The sequence below is a fragment of the Plantibacter cousiniae (nom. nud.) genome (assembly GCF_977070315.1).
Window position 1 is genome coordinate 511,780 of record NZ_CDRVEU010000002.1, and the last position, 20,618, is coordinate 532,397.

The 20,618-nt window shown below is 52.7% G+C and carries 20 protein-coding genes; 8 read left to right on the plus strand and 12 right to left on the minus strand.

The window, feature by feature from the left end; genetic code table 11:
- The first annotated feature begins 74 nt into the window (after window positions 1-74).
- Window positions 75-515 (plus strand): CBS domain-containing protein, encoded by a 441-nt coding sequence (locus ACW55A_RS05865; protein ID WP_003369137.1) that lies wholly within the window; start codon window positions 75-77, stop codon window positions 513-515.
- Window positions 516-568: 53 nt separating this feature from the next.
- On the opposite strand, the gene ACW55A_RS05870 is transcribed toward ACW55A_RS05865, so the two are convergent.
- The gene (locus tag ACW55A_RS05870; protein ID WP_003434251.1) at window positions 569-1,114 is read right to left on the minus strand and encodes a DUF4174 domain-containing protein; all 546 of its coding nucleotides are present in this window, start codon (window positions 1,112-1,114) and stop codon (window positions 569-571) included.
- Window positions 1,115-1,238: 124 nt separating this feature from the next.
- Entirely contained in the window at window positions 1,239-2,441 is a 1,203-nt protein-coding gene (locus tag ACW55A_RS05875; RefSeq protein WP_187809701.1) for an aspartate aminotransferase family protein, read from the minus strand.
- 103 nt (window positions 2,442-2,544) lie between these two features.
- On the opposite strand from ACW55A_RS05875, the gene ACW55A_RS05880 reads away from it, so the two are divergent.
- Window positions 2,545-3,450 (plus strand): LysR family transcriptional regulator, encoded by a 906-nt coding sequence (locus ACW55A_RS05880; protein ID WP_455809045.1) that lies wholly within the window; start codon window positions 2,545-2,547, stop codon window positions 3,448-3,450.
- A gap of 81 nt (window positions 3,451-3,531) precedes the next feature.
- Here ACW55A_RS05880 and ACW55A_RS05885 read toward each other — a convergent pair whose 3' ends face one another.
- Window positions 3,532-5,433: a HAMP domain-containing methyl-accepting chemotaxis protein gene (locus ACW55A_RS05885; RefSeq protein WP_044309585.1), complete on the minus strand. Its 1,902-nt coding sequence runs from the start codon at window positions 5,431-5,433 to the stop codon at window positions 3,532-3,534.
- A gap of 224 nt (window positions 5,434-5,657) precedes the next feature.
- On the opposite strand from ACW55A_RS05885, the gene ACW55A_RS05890 reads away from it, so the two are divergent.
- Window positions 5,658-6,164 (plus strand): GAF domain-containing protein, encoded by a 507-nt coding sequence (locus ACW55A_RS05890; RefSeq protein ID WP_003434258.1) that lies wholly within the window; start codon window positions 5,658-5,660, stop codon window positions 6,162-6,164.
- Between the two features lie 33 nt (window positions 6,165-6,197).
- Here ACW55A_RS05890 and ACW55A_RS05895 read toward each other — a convergent pair whose 3' ends face one another.
- From ACW55A_RS05895 to ACW55A_RS05905, 3 genes are all read right to left on the minus strand, one after another.
- On the minus strand, window positions 6,198-6,449 hold the full coding sequence (locus ACW55A_RS05895) for a hypothetical protein (protein WP_455809046.1): 252 nt from the start codon (window positions 6,447-6,449) through the stop codon (window positions 6,198-6,200).
- 93 nt (window positions 6,450-6,542) lie between these two features.
- Window positions 6,543-7,382 carry a TauD/TfdA dioxygenase family protein gene (locus ACW55A_RS05900; protein ID WP_054081535.1) on the minus strand — a complete coding sequence of 280 codons (840 nt, stop codon included), beginning with the start codon at window positions 7,380-7,382 and terminating at the stop codon, window positions 6,543-6,545.
- A gap of 81 nt (window positions 7,383-7,463) precedes the next feature.
- On the minus strand, window positions 7,464-8,690 hold the full coding sequence (locus ACW55A_RS05905; RefSeq protein ID WP_498810670.1) for a YegJ family protein: 1,227 nt from the start codon (window positions 8,688-8,690) through the stop codon (window positions 7,464-7,466).
- A 114-nt stretch (window positions 8,691-8,804) separates the two neighbouring features.
- Between ACW55A_RS05905 and ACW55A_RS05910 the strand changes: the two genes are divergently transcribed.
- Complete coding sequence (locus ACW55A_RS05910; RefSeq protein WP_003369121.1) at window positions 8,805-9,332, plus strand: GNAT family N-acetyltransferase; 528 nt, start codon at window positions 8,805-8,807, stop codon at window positions 9,330-9,332.
- A gap of 10 nt (window positions 9,333-9,342) precedes the next feature.
- Here ACW55A_RS05910 and ACW55A_RS05915 read toward each other — a convergent pair whose 3' ends face one another.
- Window positions 9,343-9,489 carry a hypothetical protein gene (locus tag ACW55A_RS05915; RefSeq protein ID WP_498810669.1) on the minus strand — a complete coding sequence of 49 codons (147 nt, stop codon included), beginning with the start codon at window positions 9,487-9,489 and terminating at the stop codon, window positions 9,343-9,345.
- 132 nt (window positions 9,490-9,621) lie between these two features.
- Between ACW55A_RS05915 and ACW55A_RS05920 the strand changes: the two genes are divergently transcribed.
- Window positions 9,622-10,203, plus strand: a complete 582-nt coding sequence (locus ACW55A_RS05920; RefSeq protein WP_455809047.1) for an ATP phosphoribosyltransferase regulatory subunit — start codon at window positions 9,622-9,624, stop codon at window positions 10,201-10,203.
- Between the two features lie 77 nt (window positions 10,204-10,280).
- Window positions 10,281-10,739, plus strand: a complete 459-nt coding sequence (locus ACW55A_RS05925; RefSeq protein ID WP_455809048.1) for a metallophosphoesterase family protein — start codon at window positions 10,281-10,283, stop codon at window positions 10,737-10,739.
- 189 nt (window positions 10,740-10,928) lie between these two features.
- Here ACW55A_RS05925 and ACW55A_RS05930 read toward each other — a convergent pair whose 3' ends face one another.
- The 5 genes from ACW55A_RS05930 to ACW55A_RS05950 all read right to left on the minus strand — a co-directional run bounded on the left by ACW55A_RS05930 (window position 10,929) and on the right by ACW55A_RS05950 (window position 15,739).
- Window positions 10,929-11,360 (minus strand): GNAT family N-acetyltransferase, encoded by a 432-nt coding sequence (locus tag ACW55A_RS05930; RefSeq protein WP_498810668.1) that lies wholly within the window; start codon window positions 11,358-11,360, stop codon window positions 10,929-10,931.
- A gap of 107 nt (window positions 11,361-11,467) precedes the next feature.
- A complete protein-coding gene (locus ACW55A_RS05935; RefSeq protein ID WP_122265715.1) occupies window positions 11,468-12,049 on the minus strand; it encodes an Imm5 family immunity protein in 582 nt (193 codons plus the stop codon).
- Window positions 12,046-13,278 carry a PAAR domain-containing protein gene (locus ACW55A_RS05940; RefSeq protein WP_455809050.1) on the minus strand — a complete coding sequence of 411 codons (1,233 nt, stop codon included), beginning with the start codon at window positions 13,276-13,278 and terminating at the stop codon, window positions 12,046-12,048. The genes ACW55A_RS05935 and ACW55A_RS05940 overlap by 4 nt, the downstream gene beginning before the upstream one ends.
- Window positions 13,275-13,862, minus strand: coding sequence for a DcrB-related protein (locus tag ACW55A_RS05945; RefSeq protein ID WP_122265717.1), 588 nt, complete (start codon window positions 13,860-13,862; stop codon window positions 13,275-13,277). The genes ACW55A_RS05940 and ACW55A_RS05945 overlap by 4 nt, the downstream gene beginning before the upstream one ends.
- A gap of 35 nt (window positions 13,863-13,897) precedes the next feature.
- Window positions 13,898-15,739, minus strand: a complete 1,842-nt coding sequence (locus tag ACW55A_RS05950; protein ID WP_122265718.1) for a type VI secretion system Vgr family protein — start codon at window positions 15,737-15,739, stop codon at window positions 13,898-13,900.
- A gap of 963 nt (window positions 15,740-16,702) precedes the next feature.
- On the opposite strand from ACW55A_RS05950, the gene ACW55A_RS05955 reads away from it, so the two are divergent.
- On the plus strand, window positions 16,703-16,891 hold the full coding sequence (locus ACW55A_RS05955; RefSeq protein ID WP_134816189.1) for a hypothetical protein: 189 nt from the start codon (window positions 16,703-16,705) through the stop codon (window positions 16,889-16,891).
- A gap of 2 nt (window positions 16,892-16,893) precedes the next feature.
- Window positions 16,894-20,316, plus strand: a complete 3,423-nt coding sequence (locus ACW55A_RS05960; protein WP_122265719.1) for a tetratricopeptide repeat protein — start codon at window positions 16,894-16,896, stop codon at window positions 20,314-20,316.
- The last annotated feature ends 302 nt before the right edge of the window (window positions 20,317-20,618 follow it).

Genomic DNA, 20,618 nt, shown 5'->3' on the forward strand with positions numbered 1-20,618 from the left:
CTGCGCGCTGGATGATTCTGTAGTGGTTCCGGCAATGCACTACAGCCAGCCAGGTCCCGATCGCGGAGAGCCCCATGAAAACTGTCGCCCAGCTACTGAAATTGAAAGACCTGCAGAACCAGCAAGTGCATACCATTGGCCCGGATCAGATGGTGCTCGACGCACTCAGGTTAATGGCTGAAAAGAACATCGGTGCGCTGCCGGTGGTCGAGGGCAACGAAGTGGTGGGCGTCATCAGTGAGCGCGACTACGCGCGCAAGGTGGTCCTCAAGGGGCGCTCGTCGGTGGGTACACCAGTGAGGGACATCATGAGCAGCAAAGTGATTACTGTCGACTCGCAGCGCAGCGTCGAGGCGTGCATGGGCATCATGACCGACAGCCACCTGCGCCACCTGCCAGTCGTTGAAGGCGGGCAGTTGCTGGGCCTGCTGTCCATCGGTGACCTGGTGAAGGAAGCCATTGCAGAACAGGCGAGTCTTATCAAGCAGCTCGAGCAGTACATTCGCGGCGAATGACCTGAGCAGCGCGTCAGGCGCAGCGCGCGATTGCCGCGCGCTACGCCGTTCACTCAGTCGTCCAGCGTCTTGCCGGGCGCCCCGCCCTTGACCGGTTTGCCCGGTTTTTCGACAGGCGCGGGCTTGGCTGGCGGCTCTGGAGCAGGCGCCACGGCTTCCTGCTCGCGCATCGGCATCTGGTCGATGGTGGCAAAGATCTCTTTGAGGTCTATGGATTCTGACTTCCCGATAGTTTTATCGATCTTTTTCTCGCCGTCCTTGCCCACCAGAATGACCTTGGTACCGACGCCTGCGCCCAGCTTCAATTCACGAATCAAGGCCATGGTCGACTGCGGGTCCATGCTTTTGCCGTCACGTTCGCCGATAGTATTCACCACCGTGAACAGCACCATATTGCGTTCCGTGAAATCTTTATGATTGGCAGGTTCCTTCAGCGCGTCCTTGAGGTGACCCAGCGCCGGATCAGCCTGGCTGGGTGCGATGATGATCAAGGGACGCGACTTGCCGCGCTCCTGTGCCAAAGGGCCGTCGCTGTCGGCAGCAAGCGCTGTACCGGCAGCGACAAGCAGGGTGGCGAGGGTCAGGGACCGGATTAACATGGTGGGCTCCTTTCAAATCCATTGGGTAGCCATCGCGTACAGACCGACACGATGCTGGTCTGTTCTACCGCATATGGGTCATCCCGGTACAGCCCGATGTAATCCTTTTCCTTAATCCGTTGCGTCAGGCAGAGCGTGCAAACGACCGATCACAGGCGCTGTCCAGGCTTGCCGTCAGGCGTTGGACGATCTGCGCCACTTCAGCGGCGTCCAGCACCAAGGGCGGCAACAGGCGAACGATTTTGCCCCGAGTGACATTGATCAGCATGCCATGTTCCTCGGCTGCAATGCGTGTCAGTTCAGGTATGGCCTGGCGCAATTCGATACCGATCATCAAACCCTGGCCACGAACGTCCAGCACGTTCGGGTGAGCTCCTAGCGCATTGCGCAGCCCGTCCAGCAATTGCCGGCCTTGCAGTGCGGCGTTTTCCACCAGCGCCTGTTGTTCGATGATATCGATCACCGTGCAGCCGACCCGGCAGGCCAGCGGATTGCCGCCGAAGGTACTGCCGTGGCTGCCGGGCGTGAACAGTTGCGCCGCCCTGCCCCGCGCCAGGCAGGCACCGATCGGTATGCCGTTGCCGAGCCCCTTGGCCAGGGTCATGACGTCTGGAACGATGCCCTCATGCTGAAAGGCAAACCACTTGCCGGTACGGCCCATGCCGGTCTGGATTTCGTCGAGCATCAACAGCCAGTCACGCCGCGTGCACCGCTCCCTCAAGGCCTTGAGATACCCGGCCGGGGCCATCTGCGCGCCGCCCTCGCCCTGGATCGGCTCGACCAGCACGGCGCAGATCCGGTGCCCATAGGTCGCGCAAATCTTGTCGAACGCCGCCAGATCGCCAAATGGCACCTTGATGTAATCGCCCGGCAAGGTGCTGAAACCCAGACGCACAGCCGGCCCGTCACTGGCCGACAATGTGCCCAGAGTGCGGCCGTGAAAGGCGTTTTCCATGACCACGACCAGAGGCCGTTCGATGTACTTGTGCCAGCCATGCAGGCGCGCCAGCTTGAGCGCAGTCTCGTTGGCCTCGGCACCCGAATTGTTGAAAAACACTGCGTCCAGCCCCGACAGGGCCGTCAGTTTCTGCGCCAGGCGCTGCTGCCAGTCGACGGTGTACAGATTGGACGTGTGCAACAGCAGCCCCGCCTGATCACGAATCGCCTCGACCAGCAGCGGATGCGAGTGCCCCACATTGGTCACTGCCACGCCCGCCACGGCGTCGAGGTATTCGCGCCCGCTCCGGTCCCACAGACGTGTGCCCAGACCATGGGTGAAACTCAGGGCCAGAGGTTGGTAAGTGCTCATCAGGCAGGTGGCGGTCATGAGGTGAAGCTCCTTGGGTATGTTTCGGTTTTTGCAGTATCGTTAACCACCTCAAATGGATAAACAGCGAAATACTTCAATCATTTTAAAGCTGAGATTGATAATGGATTTGTTTCTGGCAATGCGGGTGTACGTGAAAGTGGTCGAGGCAGGCAGCCTGACGGCGGCTGCGCAAGCGTGTTCGATTTCCACCACCATGGTGGGCAATCACCTGCGCGCACTGGAGGAGCGCCTGGGCGTCAGCCTGTTACAGCGCACCACACGTCGCCAGCGTCTGACGGAATTCGGTACCGCGTATTACGAGCGTTGTCTGGAAGTACTGGGGTTGGTGGCCCAGTCCGAGCAACTGGCCGAGCAGGCCCAGGGGGATCCCACGGGTACACTGCGCATCACCGCGCCGCTGACATTCGGCTCGGAGGTGCTGGCACCTGCGCTCGTCGAATTCTCGCGGCGCTTTCCCGAGGTCAAGCTCGATCTGGTGCTGACCAATCAGCGTCTGGACATGATCGACAATGGATTTGACGTCGCCATTCGCCTGGGCAACATTCCAGAATCTTCGCCACTGATCGCGCGCGCCTTGCAGGACTACACCTTGACCATCTGCGCCGCGCCGGACTATCTGGCCCGCAACGGCACGCCGATCCATCCAGCGGAACTTCGCGGGCATAACTGCCTGGCGTTCGCCTATCCGGCGGGAGACGAATGGCGCACGGCCGGTACGCAGTGGCGTATGACCGGCGCCGAAGGCGAAGTGCTGGTGGACGTGAGCGGTTCGATGATTGCCAACACTTCCGCCGCTCTTTATCAGGCGGCTCGGGCAGGCCTGGGGGTAGTGATGCTTCCGGATGCGCTGGTGCAGCGAGACCTGCAGGAGGGCCGGCTGATTGCACTGTTCCCCGACTATCATTTGCCCAGACGACCGACGACCCTGCTGTATGTGCAGGACCGTTATCGATTGCCCAAGCTGAGAAGCTTTGTGGAGTATGCGACGGGGCTCTGGGGACGGTAAGAAGTTACCGCCGGAGGGTCACCGGGTCGACTCCGGCGCGCAGCCTTTATGGTGCGCGCCGGGGTTTACCGGGAATGAACGTCAGACCCGGAATCGACTGACCAGGCTTTGCAGATGCACGCCCAGGCGAGCGAGCTCTACGCTCGATGCAGCGGTCTCTTCACTCGCAGAAGCCGTCTGCTCGGAGATGTCTCGCACATTCAGAACACTGCGATTGATCTCTTCGGCAACGGCGCTCTGCTCTTCGGCGGCTGCGGCGATCTGATGGTTCATCGTCTCGATCGTCGAGATCGCCTGAGTCATGTTATTGATGGAAACACCCGCGTTGCGCGTCAGCTCGACACTGTTTGCAGTCAGCGCCTGGCTGTTGTCGAGGATGGTTGCTACCTGCGCCGTGCGGGTATGCAGGCCGCTGATCAATGCCGCGATCTCTTCGGTCGACGTCTGCGTGCGCTGGGCCAGACTTCTCACTTCGTCAGCCACCACCGCGAAACCCCGGCCTGCTTCGCCCGCACGCGCCGCTTCGATGGCAGCGTTGAGGGCCAGCAGATTGGTCTGCTCGGCAACGGCCTTGATGACATCGAGTACGCCACCAATCTTGTTGCTTTCGTTCTTGAGCTCGTCCATCGCGGACTTGGAGTGAGTAACTTCGGTCGCGAGCTTCTCGATCTGCGCTACAGCCTTGGAAACCACGCCGTCGCCTTCGCGAGCTTCTTTGGAGGCGTTGACCGCAGCATGTGACGCCTGCTCTGCGTTGCGTGCGACTTCCTGAACGGTCGCAGACATTTCGTGCATCGCAGTGGCGACCTGATCGGTTTCGTTCTTCTGACTGTTGACGCCGGCGCTGGTCTGCTCGGTGACGGCCGACAACTGCTCGGCGGCACTGGCGATTTGTGTCACGCCATCGCGCAGGCCACCAATCAGCTCGCGCAGGTTGCCGGTCATGCGCATCATGCTGCCCTGCAACTGACCCAATTCATCCTTGCGGGTAACCAGTTGGTTGTTCGTCAGATCACCGTCAGCAACACGTTCGGCCAGTTTCAGTGTTTCACGCAGCGGGCCTACGATAAGGTTGGTAATAACCCATGCTGCCAGGGCGCTCATGATCAACGCTGCAATCAGCCAGACAGAGAGCAGCATCTTGGCCTGGCTCACATCTTCCACTCTCAGGTTGACCTGATTCTCGGACAGTTTGTCAGCGCATTCAAACAGGATGCCGATGTCTTTAGTGATACCTGCCTGAGCCTGCTCAATCCTGGCCTGCGCCGCGGTGAACTGATTCAAGGTGTTCTGGTAGCTCAGCATAGAGTCCACAAGGTGCTTGATGGTCGCCGACTGACCCTCGAAACCTTGCAGATTTCTGACAAACTCGATAACCGTGTTCATCGATGTTTCCGCTGGAGCACGGTTTTCCGATTTCAGCGAATAGGTGTAGCCACGCAAGTCGAAGCGCATTTTCTGGAACAGCGTCATCGCCTGCACGATGGCATCGCGCTGCGCGGGAGTACCATCATCGGATCGGGCAATAGCGTTCAGTTTTTGCAAATCGTCAGCGCCTGCATCGGCGTACTGGCCAAATACCGAACGGGTCGCCTCACGGGCAGCGGTTGCCTGCATGAGGTTGTCGTAGTGGATGCGGTAATCCTTCAAGGCATCTGCGGCAGTATTGACCAGCGGTGTATTCAACGGCGAGTCGAACACCTGCTGCGCGTACTTCACATGATTTTCGAGACTTTCGAGTGCTTTCAGCCAGTTGCTGGCGCGCTCGGCGTCATAATTGACCGAATAGGCCAATCGGGCTATGCGGACATCTCGCGTGAGCGCCCCCAGCTTGCCGATATCGGAAATTCGCTCGCTTCGTTCACTCAGTGAAGTAATGCCTGTCCAGCCTGTCAGCGCAATCAGCACCGTCAGTACGATGACCAAAGCAAACCCGAGCACGAGCTTGGACCTTACCGAAATATTGCTCAGAGTATTTATCACAGGGAGTCGCTCTTTTGTTGGTCATCAGTGGAATGCAAGAGGCCTGTCCTTGCCATCTATCTATACAATTCACAAATGTCGGCAGCGCGGATTAAAACTTTAAAACTGGCGTCAATATTTCGCTTGAAAATAAATCCCTTGGGGCGTGGTTCACCCCGATGGCATTTCCATCCGAGTCAGTTAGCATGGGCCTTTACGCACATTTGGGTATTCTGGAGAAGTGCATGAGTCTGGAATTGATCGCCTCAAAAAGCAGCTTATTGACCATCGAGGAGCGCTCTGCAATTGCCGAGATCGAGGCCACGACCAATGTGCTGCGACTTGTTACCCGCCTGACAGGCATGCGCTTCGCCGGTATTGCCAAGTTTACCGATGCCGACTGGATCGCCTGCTCTGTCTATGACCCGACAGACCTGGGTATCGACGACGGCGACGTGTTCAAACTCGAAACCACGCTCTGCAACGAGTTTTGCGTCAACCCCGAAGCGCTGTTCGTGCCACAGATAAGCACGAACGGCCGGTACGCGAACCTGCCGGTGGTGAAACGCTACGCCATCGAGAGCTATGCCGGAGTGCCAATCTACCTTCCCGACGGACAACTGTATGGCGCGTTGTGCGCGCTGGACTCCAGCCCGACGCTGTTTGACGACCCCGATCTGTCGGAAACCCTGACCCTGTTCGCCCGCTTGATCGGGTGCATTTTCTTCGCCAACATCAACGAAGGCAGTTGACCCGGGCCTGCGCACTGAAGCAGCACTGTCGACTCACGGGCTGCCAGGCTGCTCTGCCAGCGCATACAGGGGCACGGACTCTAACAAGGCGCTGCTGAACTGGCCTTCGTCGAGTTGCAGGCGATATCGGGGCGGCACAGGTGTGACCGGGTGATCGCCGTCCAGCAAGGCTTCGGCAGGCAGATCAATCCCGAAATGGGGAAACGGCTCCTGAGCCGCCCAACCACCTGCGGCCAGGACCAACAACAGAAAAATACCCGCAATGGGTTCTTTAGGTCTGCACATTCTCGTTTCTCCAATTCCGGCAAAACGATGTGGCTCACAATGAGCTACTCAGTATAAAAGCCAGGGCGGCGCCCTGCTCTCGCGGTCGGCGCATCAGGCGAAGGGCTCTTCGCCCTGCAACTTGGTACGGTGCATCATTCGCCCGCACTCAGGGTCATAGGCTTCCGCCCGATGCATGGTGCCGGTGTTGTCCCATATCACCAGGTCACCGACCTGCCATACATGGCTGTAACTGAACGCCTCGGACGTGGCCCATTCGCGAAGGCCGACCAGAATCCGCGCACTTTGCGCCAGGCCGACGCCAACGACCTGCTGCGCAGTGCAGCCCAGAATCAGCGACTTGCGCCCGGATCGGTGCTTCCAGACCAGCGGCAACTCCTTCTCGCCGATAGCCTGCATGGCCTCGAGCATCGCAAGGCCAGGCTCCGGATTGTAATAGAGTAACGATGCCCATGGCGCGTGAATTACTCGTAAGCTTTCGTAACGATGTTTATCAGCGCTGGATAACCCCTCGTACGCCGCGTAAGTGTTACAGAACCCCGTGTTGCCTCCCCACGTGGCGGGCACCTTGCAAGACAGCAACGATGCCAGAATGGGTGAATCACTGCTCGTACCGTCGATGTGCCAGTAGAGCGAGCCCTTTAGAAACTCCGCACCTGCCGGGTTCTCTTTCACATCCAGGCTGATCCGGGTGATGTTCTGCCCATCGCCGGGTTCAGGACAGAACGTACCCAGCGTGCGGGTAAAGGCAATTTGCTCTGCATCGGAGAAATGAATCTGCGGGAACACCAACACCCCTCGCTGCTCCAGCAGCTCCCGGATCTCCCCAGCGAATCGACCCGATAGCAGTTCCTGCTTGCCGTTGAAAATACGCGCGCCGATACCTGGCTTGATGGGCTCCTGTGACAGCTGAACGAGCGAAGTGGCTAACATGGTGCGACCCTCTTCATAAGTGAACACTACGGTACACTTATGAAGAAATGGAAGCAATAGCCTGTTTTGGCGCGGGACGTTTTAAAGGGGATGCAGGTAATTACCCAAGTGATCGTGCAGGAAGAAAGCGAGCAATACTCCGATAAGCATGGCCAGCAAATCCAGCGCTCTGGCCTTGCCCCATATCGGCGTGCGCTCCCGGAGTCGAAAATACCAGGGACCTGTACAGAGAATAAGACCCTGGCCAAGGAACCAGACAAGGGCAATGAAAAGCCCAGTGCTGAGAAGGCTATCGTTTCTGACAATCAGAGAACCTGCCGACTGACTCAAGGCAGCAAAATAAAGGCCGACCACACCGATGACGGACATCGTCAGCCCAATGGGCCAGGCTGGAAAACCGCGACGCTGTACGTGCTTTTCAAGGTTCGACCGATCCCCCTCCAACAGCTCGATGGTTCTCGGCCATCCTGCAATACGCGCAAGCGTCAGTACGTCATGGCCGTTGCTGTTGGTCGCCGCAGAATCTGCCCCCATGTACAGAAGCGTAGCGACGAAATTGCAATTACCGGCGAGGGTTTCGCGATGGATCATTTGCCAGCCCGAGTCGTCGTAGTCAGTGGCCAGACCCGGATCATCCCGAAGGCCCTCTTCCACAGCACCCTGTGCGTTCAGTCCCATCGGATGCTCAAGCCGCTCCAGCTCGTTCAAGGCACGTTTATCCGCTGCACAGTCCAGTGCGCGCGAGAAGCAGACCGGTGACTTGCCCTCTGCTGCCGGAACAAGCATAACGGTCCCTGCCTCACCAAAGTCCAACCCCCACGCCTGGTCATGCTCGACGCGCTCGGCCGCAGACATGCCCGACCGCAGGGCATCAATAGTGAAACCGCCGAATACGCGACCGCCAAACACATATACCCAGTCATTCAAGCGCTCCAGGGAAACCGACACAGGGTCCCCGACATTGATCGAACTCACCCACAGAGGCTCATTCATGAGAATGCCCGAGAGGGTCAGGCCGTCGAAATCGATATCCGTGACCCACATGTTCTCAACCGATGGGCTGTCGGGATCGGCTGAGTCAGTCGTGAAGGACACCTTTACCGCAGCCAGGTCCAGCGCTTTCACAATTCGGCGACGCTCCCAGGACATCTCGCGCCAGAAGAATCTGAAGGTGCGCTGCGCACTGGCAACCGCGACACGAAAGTCCTCGCTTTCGCCTTCAACACCGTAAATTTTTTGCTCCGTCATTGGCAGGTTCATTCCTTGTTTGATGAGTGCGAACAGAATGGCGGTGTCGCTGGCACTCATTCAATTCGGCTGTTTTAAATACATTACTTTTTGAGTCGCGGTGGCGCCGATCTCAATTTTACCCGTTGCGGCCAGCATGATCCGCTGCCAAAGTGCCTCGAACGAACGCCTGATATGCAATTCAAGGAAAGAATCAACGTGCACGCCCCTGCCCCGCAAATCCTCATCCAGCGCATGGCCGACATTCACCTCGAAGGTGTCACTGCACTCTATAACGAGCCTGCGGTGTGCCGTCAGGTACTGCAGATGCCTTATCAGTCCATCGAAGTATGGCGCAAACGCCTGGCTGCCAGTACCGAGCGACACGTGAAACTGGTCGCGCTCCATGGCAACGAGGTGATTGGCAGCATTGGCCTGGAGCAGTATTCGCGCAGTCGGCAAAGCCATGTCGGCGCTATCGGCATGGGCGTCGCATCGGCCTGGCAGAGCAAAGGCGTCGGCTCGAAGTTGCTGGCAACCGCACTGGACATCGCAGACAACTGGATGAACCTGCACCGGGTGGAACTGACCGTGTATGTCGACAACGAAGCGGCCCAGGGTCTGTATCGCAAATTCGGTTTCGAAACAGAAGGTCGGCTGCGCAACTACGCGGTGCGCGATGGCCTGTTCGTCGATGCCTTGAGCATGGCGCGGCTCAGATAAACCGTGTCCGTCAACACCGCGACTTGAGCGATGCGTCAAAGCCTGCAAGGATCAGCCATGAATCAATTTCCCCAAAGCAACCGACATCACCACCACAGCCCGCTTCAAGGTGCTGCGGTTGCTTGTGCTCATCGATTGGCCAGATATAGATCCACATTCTGACTCATCAGTGAAACCGACCAAGGCGCCCACGGCGCCTTTTTTATTGCCTGAAAAAACTGGAGATCATCCCCCATGACCATGCTACGCGGAACCCGCATCGTGACCGGAACAGAAGCCGCAACCCTGCGTGACACAGAAAACCGTTTCCGGAGCTATCTTCATCGAAGCCGGAGCTGAGGAAGCGATAGTGCCGGCCTTATGGGGCCAGGACACCTTTATCGAAAAAGCCGGCGGCAGCGAAATTATCGGCCAGATGTGGGCCTTCGAGGACAAGGCCGGACGAGCCTGTTGCCTGATACCCGAAGCCACAGCGCTGTTTCAGGAACGCAGCGAAGCGCTGCTTGAGGGGCGACGCGAGGCACTGTTTTTCTACGTGGCACGCTGTTATCGCTACGAGCGGCCACAAGCCGGACGCTACCGCGAATTCACCCAACTGGGGCTGGAAATCCTCAGCACTTCACCGCAGCAGGCATTGCTGCGCAGCCAGGCCATCTGCACCGGTTTTCTGGATTCGCTGGGCCTGGACTATGAACTCAATACCGCCGTGAAACGGGGCCTGAGCTACTACCTGGAAGGCAACGGCTTCGAGGTACGGTGTTCACGCTTGGGCGCGCAGCAGCAAGTAGTTGGCGGCGGCGCCTATCGAGAGGGTGCCGGGTTTGGCATCGGGCTGGAGCGGCTGGTATTGGCGCTTGGGTGCGGCCAATAACGCGCATCCTGTAACTCGCCGTAGAAGCGCAACGCGTTACACTGCGCTTCTACCCTGCCCCCGACCCGAGGCCCCGTATGAAAGTTGGTGTGATTTCCGACACCCACGGACTGCTCCGTCCTGAAGCCATCGCTGCGCTACAGGGCTGCGCACAGATCATCCATGCCGGTGACATCGGCAACCAGGACATGATCGAGCAACTGACCGCCATCGCCCCGCTGCACATCGTGCGCGGCAACAACGACATGGATGCAGACTGGGCAAAACCCATCGCCGATCACCTGCGCTTCGACATCGACGGCTGGCAGGTCCTGCTGGTCCACGACATCGCCGATGTTCCAGCGTTATTGGATGACAGCGTGAAACTGGTCGTTACCGGCCATTCACACAAACCCCTCATCGACTGGCGCGGCGACACGCTGTATCTGAATCCGGGCAGCGCCGGACGGCGGCGTTTCAAACTGCCGGTGACGCTGGCGGTTATTGAGGTGAGTCCGGATGCGATTGAGCCGAGTCTGGTGCAGTTGGTCGACTGACAAACAAGGCTAACGCTGAGTATTTCTTCAGCAAGAAAACGGAGTTTCGAGCAATGATTATCGTCCCCACGCTCCGCGTGGGAATGCAGTTCGTGACGCTCCGCGTCACCCTGAACGCAAGACTCATCCCTGTACCTATGAGCGCTCCAAATGCCAATGCAACACAGGACCTCTAAAGATCCTGCGACATCAGATAATGCTCCTTGCCCCACGCCCCAACACCCGCCAACCGCGCTTGGCGTAAAACCTGTGCTGATCATGGGTATGCAGATACAACTTAGAGATACCGACAGCCCTTGCATGACTACAAATGCCATCGATCAACTGTCCTGCAACGCCCCGGCCTCGCGCTTCCGGTTTTACCAGAACACACGCCAGCCAAGGCCCCAGATCCGGATGCTCGGCCAGATCGTCGCTGGCCAGCGATGCACCGCCCAGCAACTCACCATCCTCCATGGCAATCAGGCACTTCCAATGACCATTTGCCTGTCCTTGAGAAAAGTCGAGTTGCCAGTCAGCGAGTGATTGCGATGCAAACTCGTAATCGAACTGTCGATGGAGCCACAGCGCCATCGTGTCGCTGTGGTGCATGTGGTCGCTGAGCCAATCCAGATTGAGCATGCGAGGTCCTTCAGGATTTCAATCCTTGGTCACCGCCATCAAACCTCCACATCCATAAGCAGCATGCAGAGATTCAGGTTTCAGGGCCAAAGCGTTATTTAATGAACTCACACAACTTGCGGCACAGCAATAGACAGGTACCATTCCCAAAACGCACGGCGTAATTTTGGATCTCCATCCTCAGACAATCCGCCTGCAAAAGCTGACGCGACAAGATAGCTTGACTCGAATCCTTCGGGATCCAAGTCGCGATCTACGCGGTGGTCGTATGGCTCAAATTGAAAATCATCAACAGCTGTTGCAATTGTATTAGCAGCAGCATGCCCAACAAACATTGCCGGATACTCTTCTACTTCGTACTCTTGATCTTCAACTATTGAAACATAGAACTCGTCCCTGAAGCCAAGTGCTTTAGACTCATCAAACTTCCCCTCAGCAGCTTCAAGAGCAATATTTAGAATATAATTTAACGGCTCGTTATCTCCGAATTTCTTTATCCAAAAATTCACACCCTGCCTAACGCACATTACATCTAAAGCAGTCAAGATAACTTTCTTCTTAGCCGCTGCTTCATCTTCAGTAATGGTATTCCATAAAAGCTTTCTGAGAGGAAGTATCAACTCACCCTCAGGCGACTTTGCAACTTCAAGTAGAAGCTTTTCAATCAATACTTTACTTTTGTTATTCATTCCGACCTCATAATTGTTTCGACAGAACCATCGGTCTTAAAAATACGTATCGCTTTAGGATCTGCTACTGTCTGCTCAACCTTACTATACTTAGCCAGCTGAGAAAAGTACCCCTGACAATCAGTACACATAGGCTTCGAAACACCTAAAGGATGATTTGGGCTTGCGATTGACATCTGTTTCTCTGCATGAGATGAAAAGTACTGCCCTTTGTAATCTCTGTCGTATGGGTGTGATTTCACCTCATGCCCAATTTCTTCAGACTTAGCCTTGACCTGCTCCGCAGAAATCCTCTCATAACCTTCGGGCTTTTTATTACCCCAACCACTTAATGTTTTCTTATCATTAGATGAAACAGTTTTTACCTTCAACTCTTTACTTTGCGGAAGGTCGGCTCTGGCCTGTGATGCACGACCAAGAGCAGCTTCGGACTCCGCAATATTTGAGACCTTTGCAGCCCCTTTCGGAGTGATTTTTAAATTGCCTAAATTTGACCCCACACCTTGTACTTTTATGTCATAGCGCGTGTCAAACCACTTGCCTCCTTTTGCACCCAGTCCCCCGCCCAATAAAGCACCGCCGAATGCCATTAATTTTTGTCCATCAGTCCCCTCGCCAAATAACTGCGCCCCGCCCATACTTCCGACAGTGCCTCCAGCAATACCTCCGACTAACCCAGCGATTACAATAACAGGACTTGCGAGGACAACCGCACTAGCCAATCCAACAAGCAAAATACTTCTCTCTAACAACTCAGGAACTTCAGGATTGATAGGATCAGTAGTCTCAGTTCCTCCTCCAATAAATACGTTACTCGAGCCAACTACAATCTTGGCATCACATGCAGTACGATCTCCGACTCGGGCGGCAGGATGGCCATTGATGTAGACATTGCTACTACCTTGAGCTATAACCTGTGGCCTGGAACTACGCTCATCGCATTTTGCCTGATCAGCGTGTGCTCTGGCCGCAGGCTCACCATTGATATACACATTACTCGAGCCACTTACAATTTGGCCAGTTTGGTGATTGCAGCACGATAGGCTTCCGATCAGTTGGCCTACACCAGCCCCCGTCGCAGCAGACGCACCTACTATAGCTACGGCAGCCAAGCCGCCTGTCCCGACAACCAACGCCGCACCAATTGCGCCAATCGCAAGCCCAGCAAGCAGTCCTGTCAGCGAGCCTGTGTGCTCAATTGGATCATTAACGCGAGCTGCGGCGCTCATACCCGATCTACTGCCTGATCCAAGTCTGGATACGACCGCAACTCCAGGGTGTCTACCAACAGATAAAACGCGGTCTTTTCTTCAATAGTCATACCGCCAGGATGGTTACTAGTTCCGGTTACCTGAATAAGAACTGGATGTCGGTGTTCATCGTGATGCAGAAAAATAAATTGGACCTGATGTACGGGGGTTCCCTGCTGCCGCCACCTGAACTCAGCACGCCTTCCCTCCACCCCAGCCACCTCCACGGGAACAAGGTGTTCGATCCACTCCAGATGCGAAAGCGCTTTTTTCAGATCAGCTATTAGCAGTTGAGATAAATCTTCCAGTTGTTTATCACCCTCAACAGGGGTGCGCCCTATCACCACAGATAGCGGGCTGGGCCCAATGTCTGTAAGCGTAAACACATGAAATGTCTTATCCTTAAAACCCTGAGGGCGAATAAAAGTTAGCTCATTTGTATGAAATCGTTCAGGCACTGGAATGGCATCAACAATCGCTTGCGCCAAACGCTCCTCCTCCAAACGCTCCTGCTCACGAATACGGGCTTCGGAGATACGATCGAATATACTTGTTCTTTGCATTAGGCTATTCCTTGTCCGGCAGCTAATTAATGAACTCACTGGTCTTTATTGAGGTTAATCTTCGTCGTGCCTTCCACGTTCACGGTGATGCCCGAGAGGATAATCGTCCCATCCTTGTTCATTACCAGTTTGCTAGCCCCCACTTCAAGTGTAATCGACTCAGCAGACTTTATTTTCACCTCTCCTTTGTCTACAGTAACAAAGTACGATCCTTCCTCAACAGCGATGCTTGTCTCTAACTTGATAGTTTCTGAGTGCTTTCCTTTGACCGTGATTGTCCGATCGCCTCCAACAGTATGGCTTTCGTCTACTTCAACATCAGTATCCAAATTGCGCTCAGCATGCAGACTAACTTGCTCGGCTCCTGGTTTATCCTCAAAACGGAAAAAATTGGCGTTAGAGGCCTGGCCTTTGATTGAGCGTGTAAGGAACCCGCTTTGCGTCTTGTTTGCCGGCAAAGACCATGGTGGGATGTTACGGCTGTTATATAAGCTTCCCATAACCAAAGGCCTATCTGGATTTCCATCAAGAAAGACTACAACTACCTCATCGTCAACCCGAGGAATCTGAATGCTACCGAAACCGCTGCTTGCACCGGACTGAGCCACACGGACCCAGCAAGAGCTCTTATCGTCTTGATTGCCCTCTCGATCCCAGTGAAACTGAACTTTTATTCGGCCGAGACTATCGGTGAATATCTCTTCTCCCGGTGCCCCCACGACTATGGCTGTCTGCGGTCCGCAAATAGTCGGGCGTGGCGTAACGGATTGTGGGCGAAAAACAATTTTTCTTCTAACGCAAGAAAATGTATTGAAATAGCTCGCTGGCTGACCATTTGAGTAATTATTATGACCTTCACTACGGACGCTCATGAGCAGAAATTGCCTATCTTCTGCTGGACCATAGTCGTGATTATAATGCTGCAACAGTTCAAATGTATAACCGGGCCGCATAGCTCGGCAATTACTGGAGCCTTGAAAAGTTTTACCTCTAAGCTCAAGCGCTTCGACTCGCAAGCGTAATAAAGCTCCACCTTCGTCATAGGTGCTATGACTGAACTGACCTGGATAGTCGTAAATCTCGAAATTTTCTACATCGCCCTGCATATTCATACTGTTAATTGTCACGGGCAGACGATTGCGCGGTTGAGAATAGTCAAAAGTCTGGACTGATATTCTGGAGGCCTGAAGCTGACGACTACTCTGCCAATCAGTTATTGAATCAGCGGTCTCAGTAACTGACGCAGTGTGGAAGCGAATCTTCGGTTGGTTAGGCAACGACTCCAGCCTAGTAGAGTCATCGCAGATGATCATCGTGTGATCTTCTGAGGTATGTTCAAAATAATAGAACATCCCCTCTTGTTCGAGCAAACGCTGGACAAAATTAAAGTCTGACTCTCGATACTGAGTGATGTAGCCATAGCGTTTTGCCGGTTTGCTGAGGCGAAACTCATGGCGCGAATAGGCAGAGCATGACGCAAAAACCTGAGCAACGACCTCCTCTACCGTCTTGTCCTGAAATATTCTGCTATCGAAACGGTTTTCAAGCATTGAAAACCAAGGGTTCAGCGTCGCGGTGTAACGAGCGATACCACCATCGCTGCCAATACTGGCAAAGCGCGTGATGTAACCGGCGATATGACGTGCGGATCCATCGGCCAGCTCGATCTCAATAACTGAGTGTTGACCCATCATCGACTTAAGCTTGATCCCGGAATCTTGGCATAGCAGCGTTAGCTCGAAGCTATAGGCGTACGAAAGCCCCTCCGTTCCGCTGAAAGACTCCAGCAAAAGGTCCTGCGTAGGATTGGCAAGATTTCTAAATTTGAACAGACGCCGATTTTGTGGCGAAAACATTGCTGCGAGGTCCATCAACATTTGAATCTCCTTGGAAAAAGCGAGAGGCGGTGTCGCGATCAACGGCTGAGGTCGCAACCCGCTGAGCAGATCCTGATGCAACAGTGTCAATCATTCTGAACCTTGATAGGAGGCCAGCGGCTGACAACCTAAGCTGGATAAATCTGAAAAAATCGTAGGCTCCGAACTACAGACACAGGCGACTTTCTCAAGATCGCCGCACAGGCACCGCAAAAGAACGCGAAAGTGCCATGGGTGCTTCGATACTTATCCTCCCCTACCACCCGTCATTTAAGAAATCGGAGTAGTAAATTTACGGCCGTGGCTGCATAGAGCTTCGGTTTTTTTCGCAGAGCAAGGGGACGTCTTCCATTCCTTCATTTCGCCTACGGCATCAAGACGAAACCAGCCAACGAGGACTTCATTCAGATCGAAGGAAAGGCTCTGGGGCAGCAGTTTCTCAAGTTTTCTGATGACTCATTTTTCTTCGATTGACGTTTGCTTATTATCTCGGCGTAGCAGAAACAGGATGGCAGCATTTGAGACACGAATGGAACGCCAGTCATTAAGTCATGGCTCCATATCGTACGAGAGCCTGATGGTCATTCACTAAGGGCTCAGCCTGTCGCCCGGGCATACAATCACTCTAAGTTTAATGTGAACAATCGCACCCCACAAATGGCTCCGTAAGTAGGTGCGTGCCCAACGTGCATGACTGAATACTGGCTTATCAGTGAGAGGAGAATAGCGAACCGCGAGGCTCAAGAGACAGGAATGGGCAGCTGGGTGGTGCCTATGTGCCTCGCTGGATTAGGGTCGCCTAGCGCTTGTACGGACGTATCGCACACACATCCCAAGCTAACTGGGGAAAGCGTCTAAGATCTCTATGACGTAGGGGATGCGGCGTCTCATCGATATTACGTGGCAGATAGCTATTCTCTCGGGTACGATTGAGATCCGAACAACGCCTGGAGGCGCACTGGAATGAGTTTTTCCTTAGCTGAAAATCCCGAACTGATCCTTGCTGGTGCGGTGCTGTTATGTTTGGTAGTTATTATAAGCTTTAAATTCGTAAAAAAACGAAATGTGAACGTAAAAGCAGACGGTGGCTCAGCTGCCGTTAATGGTAAAAATACAGGCAATATTACAATAAATCATAAAATAGAGAAGTAATCGTGAGTCTCAGGGACTTCTACAAACGCTTAACAGGGAAAGTGACCGATACAAGCGTTTCGGCACGAGGCTCAAGTGTTGCTATAAATGGCCCGAATACAGGGCAGGTAACTATTAATGACCTCGAATCGATTATTGAGGCAGTCAATAAATCAAACACGACACAGTACGCAGTATTAGCGAAAGGCGTGGAGGGAGATCTTCACACCGAATTTGATCGTCAAATAGACCACTATCGGGAGCAAATGAATTCCGGAGCAGTTAACCTTGCCTTGAAGTCATTTGAAAAACTCCTCACTGACCAAATTGAAAAACTCAGCAGCCTCCTAAAGTTTCGAATTAAAGCTAACATTGCCATCTGCCACTACCAGCTAGGCAATATTGCAAAGGCTTCAAACCTTCTCCTAGAAGCTTGCACATATGCTCCCGAAGATAAGCGCGCAATCGCCAATAAAGCGCTAGCATATATACTTCAAGATGATTGCGATAAAGCGCTAGAGTATGGAAAAGAAAAAATTATTGAATATCCTGATAATGAGCTTTTAGCAGGATACATATTACAGGCTACTCGCATAAAATATCATAACCATTGCGTATTTAAAGATCCATTTAGAGAATTTAGCGAGCGGGTTCAGTTGAGCCAGAACGTTCGTATTGCACATATCCATTTATTGGCTTCACGAAAGGTTGAGGGCTGGCGAGATACGGCCAAAAAGTTTCTTGATGAATATCCAGATGATATGCAGGTTAAAAACCTCATAGCTAACGACATTCTTCATCACTACGTGGAGAATCGTCAAAGCGCTAATGGTTTCACATTCACAAAAGATGAGGTTGAAGAGCTAAAACTTGCCGCGCAGTACATCGATGCCGAGTGGCAGCAATTCAAGTCAAGCGATAGGGTCGCTAACGCTAGCGACCTTCAGAACATTCAAAACCTGCTGATTCTTTATAAGCTCACAGGGGACGTAAACGCGCTAATAAAGAACTGTACTTTTGTACTTGAAGAGTTAACAAGTGATCAGGAAGTTATCGAGACAACCGCGCGCAGTTTAATTGATTTACAGGAATCGGAGTTATTTGAGCAGGCCGTACTAAAAGTCACGAACCCAATGAATGCAAGAAAACTCAGATTTTTAAATAATTTAGTAAAAAAAGATTGGAAGAGCCTTAGCGATACCCAAGACTACAATCTAGAAAAATTCGATGATCAGTTTGCTACTCATGCAAAAGTTGTAGTATATATTGCAAGAGCAGTCGAAGGTAAGGCACGAGGAAAAGAACAGCTAGCAAATCTACTCTCAACTTGCGAATTAGACAGTCGAGGTCGATTGCTGCTCTTTGACTTCGCTGCTACAAGCAAAATAAACATTATCGCCCAAATGGCTCATGCATATGGGCACGATCGCGTGACCGAACACTCAGAGACTATAGAGTTCTTCCATTACATGAAGCTCCTACGTTTCTTAACGTTATGGCGGGAAATAGTCCAACGACTCGAATCCCACCCGGCTTTAAGCGATAATTACGAACTGAAACACATGCTAGCATTAGGTTTTCTCAACGAACACCCGATAAGAGCAGAAGCTGTCGCTTTTTTTGAAAGCTATGTTATTCCGAACCCTCAAGGATTCGAGCTGCTTGCGGGGGTATTCTATTTCAAACGGAACGATTTTCTGCAAGCCGTTCCACTGGTAGAGAAATATCTAAGTGACGGTGGGACCGATTTATTTGCGTTCGTTGTGCTTTGTGATATTGCCAAGCTAAGCAGCGACTCGCCTTCGCTTGCAAAACTCTTCAACATGTACGACCCTAGTTGTTTGGAAGGCACTCCTGAACAGCGTATACATGTGGCTAAGCTACGCGCGTCCATTGGAAAAGGTGCAGACGCGCTTGCAGATGCGTATGAAATCCTAATTGAAAATCCTGACTCAGCTCCAGTGGCGCTGGGCTTTTTCAGCATTTTTCTTACAGTAGAAAAAGATAAAATCTTAGATAGTACGGTGGTTATTAGCAATGGATGTTACTATCGACTTTTACCCTCTGAGGGAACGCCTATAGAAAAGATAGTTAATCCCAACACGTCAGACCTATTAGGATTGTCTCCGGAAAAAGTTGATTTCTATACACGGCGCGTTTGGGGAAAAGGCGTAGGCTATGAGTTCATTCAAGAGAAACCTCAAGGAAATATAGTGTGGAGGGTCGATGAGATAAAGCATCCTTACCTACACGCTTTTCACCAAATTTGTCAAAACTACGAAACCCAGTTCCCAGACGCCGGGGGGTTGTGGGCGATACGCGTTGGAGAGGATAATTTTGAGTCGCTATTAGCGTTTATGCAACGGCAGGCCGACCGGCACGAAACCATATTCGGTGAAATACTTGAAAAGCATATACCGCTTGAAATTGCATCGGGGTTAAGTAAGAGTAATATCTTCGACCTGTGTGACCTGATTCGATCTAGAGGGGGTATGATAACTACCTGCGCTGGAACGCATGAAGAAAGACTCGGCGCTATGGAGCTGATGCTTAGCTACCAAGGCAGGCCAGTCATCCTAGATACTTACGCAGCCAAGATAGCAGTTGAGCTAGGAATCTTGGACGGCATGATAGCTTTTTTTAGCAATGTCATCGTAGCTCAAAGCGCCATACAAACACTACAGCTGTTGGCTGTTGATAAAGCGGGGTTCTTAAACATCTCAACTTCAGGTCATCCCGATGTCCTGAACGCGATTAAGCAAATTCAGGAAAAGTGTGAAATAGTCGAATACATATTCTCTCGCTCATCAGATGAACTTACCGAAAAGCTGATCGAAATCAACGCTAGCGGTATAGCACCTTATTTCATTGCCACTGATCGCGAAGCATTGTTCATATCTGAGGATTTGTATTCGAGAGAGTTTTCCGCAAACCTATTTAAGGTTGTAGATAGTATTTGGCTTCAAATAGTAGCGAATGTACTACTGCAGCAAGGGTTGATTACTAAAGAATTATATTGCCGTGCGATCCTTAGCTTAGCTGAACGCAAGCATAACTTTTTATCAGTTGGGTCGATGGTACTTGAACAGACGTATCAATCTGACACAACAGCAGAGTTATCCCAATTTTCGGCTATATGTGAATTCTTAGGAGGAGCGAGCGCTGAACTTGAGAGCCATTATCAGCTCATATATCAGTTTCTTTTGATGCGATGGGTAATTGATTACAATCGAAACTACGATCTTGCGTTGGAGAATATGCTTCTTTTAAGCCACGGGGATGCATTTCCATCTTCCAAAGCTATGAAAGCAACGTCAATTTTATTAAACAAACTGATATCCATACCTGGCGGACAGCAAAAACTCTACGAGCTTATGGATTTGCCAGTGCTAAGGTTGAAAAATTTTATAATCGGGTGGTGGCAAGGTCATTTTTACAAGGAGTAATTCACTATATTGTAGGTCGATCGGAGACGAACAACCGAGGCATTACCCTAACATACAAAAAGCCGCCCACCCTTAATGCGCCCTTTCTACAAACAGACTATATTCGACAAACAAAAAGGGCGTGTACGCACCACTGCTATATAAACCTACGTTCCAATTTAAAGTGCTTATGCTTATAAGAATAAAACCAGATTTCACACTTTTTCGCAAAGCCAAGTCGATTATCGAGACGTCTGCGCGTATGTCGTCCTAAACTAGTTACTATTCAACAAGTACCTGAGCTTTCTCCACACCGTGCTCCC

Coding starts and splice junctions, on each gene's coding strand:
- ACW55A_RS05940 (WP_455809050.1), bottom strand. CDS start 13,278: ATGAGCGCCGCAGCTCGCGTTAATGATCCAATTGAGCACACAGGCTCG.
- ACW55A_RS05900 (WP_054081535.1), bottom strand. CDS start 7,382: ATGTTAGCCACTTCGCTCGTTCAGCTGTCACAGGAGCCCATCAAGCCA.
- ACW55A_RS05915 (WP_498810669.1), bottom strand. CDS start 9,489: ATGTGGATCTATATCTGGCCAATCGATGAGCACAAGCAACCGCAGCAC.
- ACW55A_RS05865 (WP_003369137.1), top strand. CDS start 75: ATGAAAACTGTCGCCCAGCTACTGAAATTGAAAGACCTGCAGAACCAG.
- ACW55A_RS05910 (WP_003369121.1), top strand. CDS start 8,805: ATGCAATTCAAGGAAAGAATCAACGTGCACGCCCCTGCCCCGCAAATC.
- ACW55A_RS05950 (WP_122265718.1), bottom strand. CDS start 15,739: ATGTTGATGGACCTCGCAGCAATGTTTTCGCCACAAAATCGGCGTCTG.
- ACW55A_RS05895 (WP_455809046.1), bottom strand. CDS start 6,449: ATGTGCAGACCTAAAGAACCCATTGCGGGTATTTTTCTGTTGTTGGTC.
- ACW55A_RS05935 (WP_122265715.1), bottom strand. CDS start 12,049: ATGAATAACAAAAGTAAAGTATTGATTGAAAAGCTTCTACTTGAAGTT.
- ACW55A_RS05880 (WP_455809045.1), top strand. CDS start 2,545: ATGGATTTGTTTCTGGCAATGCGGGTGTACGTGAAAGTGGTCGAGGCA.
- ACW55A_RS05925 (WP_455809048.1), top strand. CDS start 10,281: ATGAAAGTTGGTGTGATTTCCGACACCCACGGACTGCTCCGTCCTGAA.
- ACW55A_RS05875 (WP_187809701.1), bottom strand. CDS start 2,441: ATGACCGCCACCTGCCTGATGAGCACTTACCAACCTCTGGCCCTGAGT.
- ACW55A_RS05905 (WP_498810670.1), bottom strand. CDS start 8,690: ATGAGTGCCAGCGACACCGCCATTCTGTTCGCACTCATCAAACAAGGA.
- ACW55A_RS05945 (WP_122265717.1), bottom strand. CDS start 13,862: ATGCAAAGAACAAGTATATTCGATCGTATCTCCGAAGCCCGTATTCGT.
- ACW55A_RS05870 (WP_003434251.1), bottom strand. CDS start 1,114: ATGTTAATCCGGTCCCTGACCCTCGCCACCCTGCTTGTCGCTGCCGGT.
- ACW55A_RS05890 (WP_003434258.1), top strand. CDS start 5,658: ATGAGTCTGGAATTGATCGCCTCAAAAAGCAGCTTATTGACCATCGAG.
- ACW55A_RS05930 (WP_498810668.1), bottom strand. CDS start 11,360: ATGCTCAATCTGGATTGGCTCAGCGACCACATGCACCACAGCGACACG.
- ACW55A_RS05955 (WP_134816189.1), top strand. CDS start 16,703: ATGAGTTTTTCCTTAGCTGAAAATCCCGAACTGATCCTTGCTGGTGCG.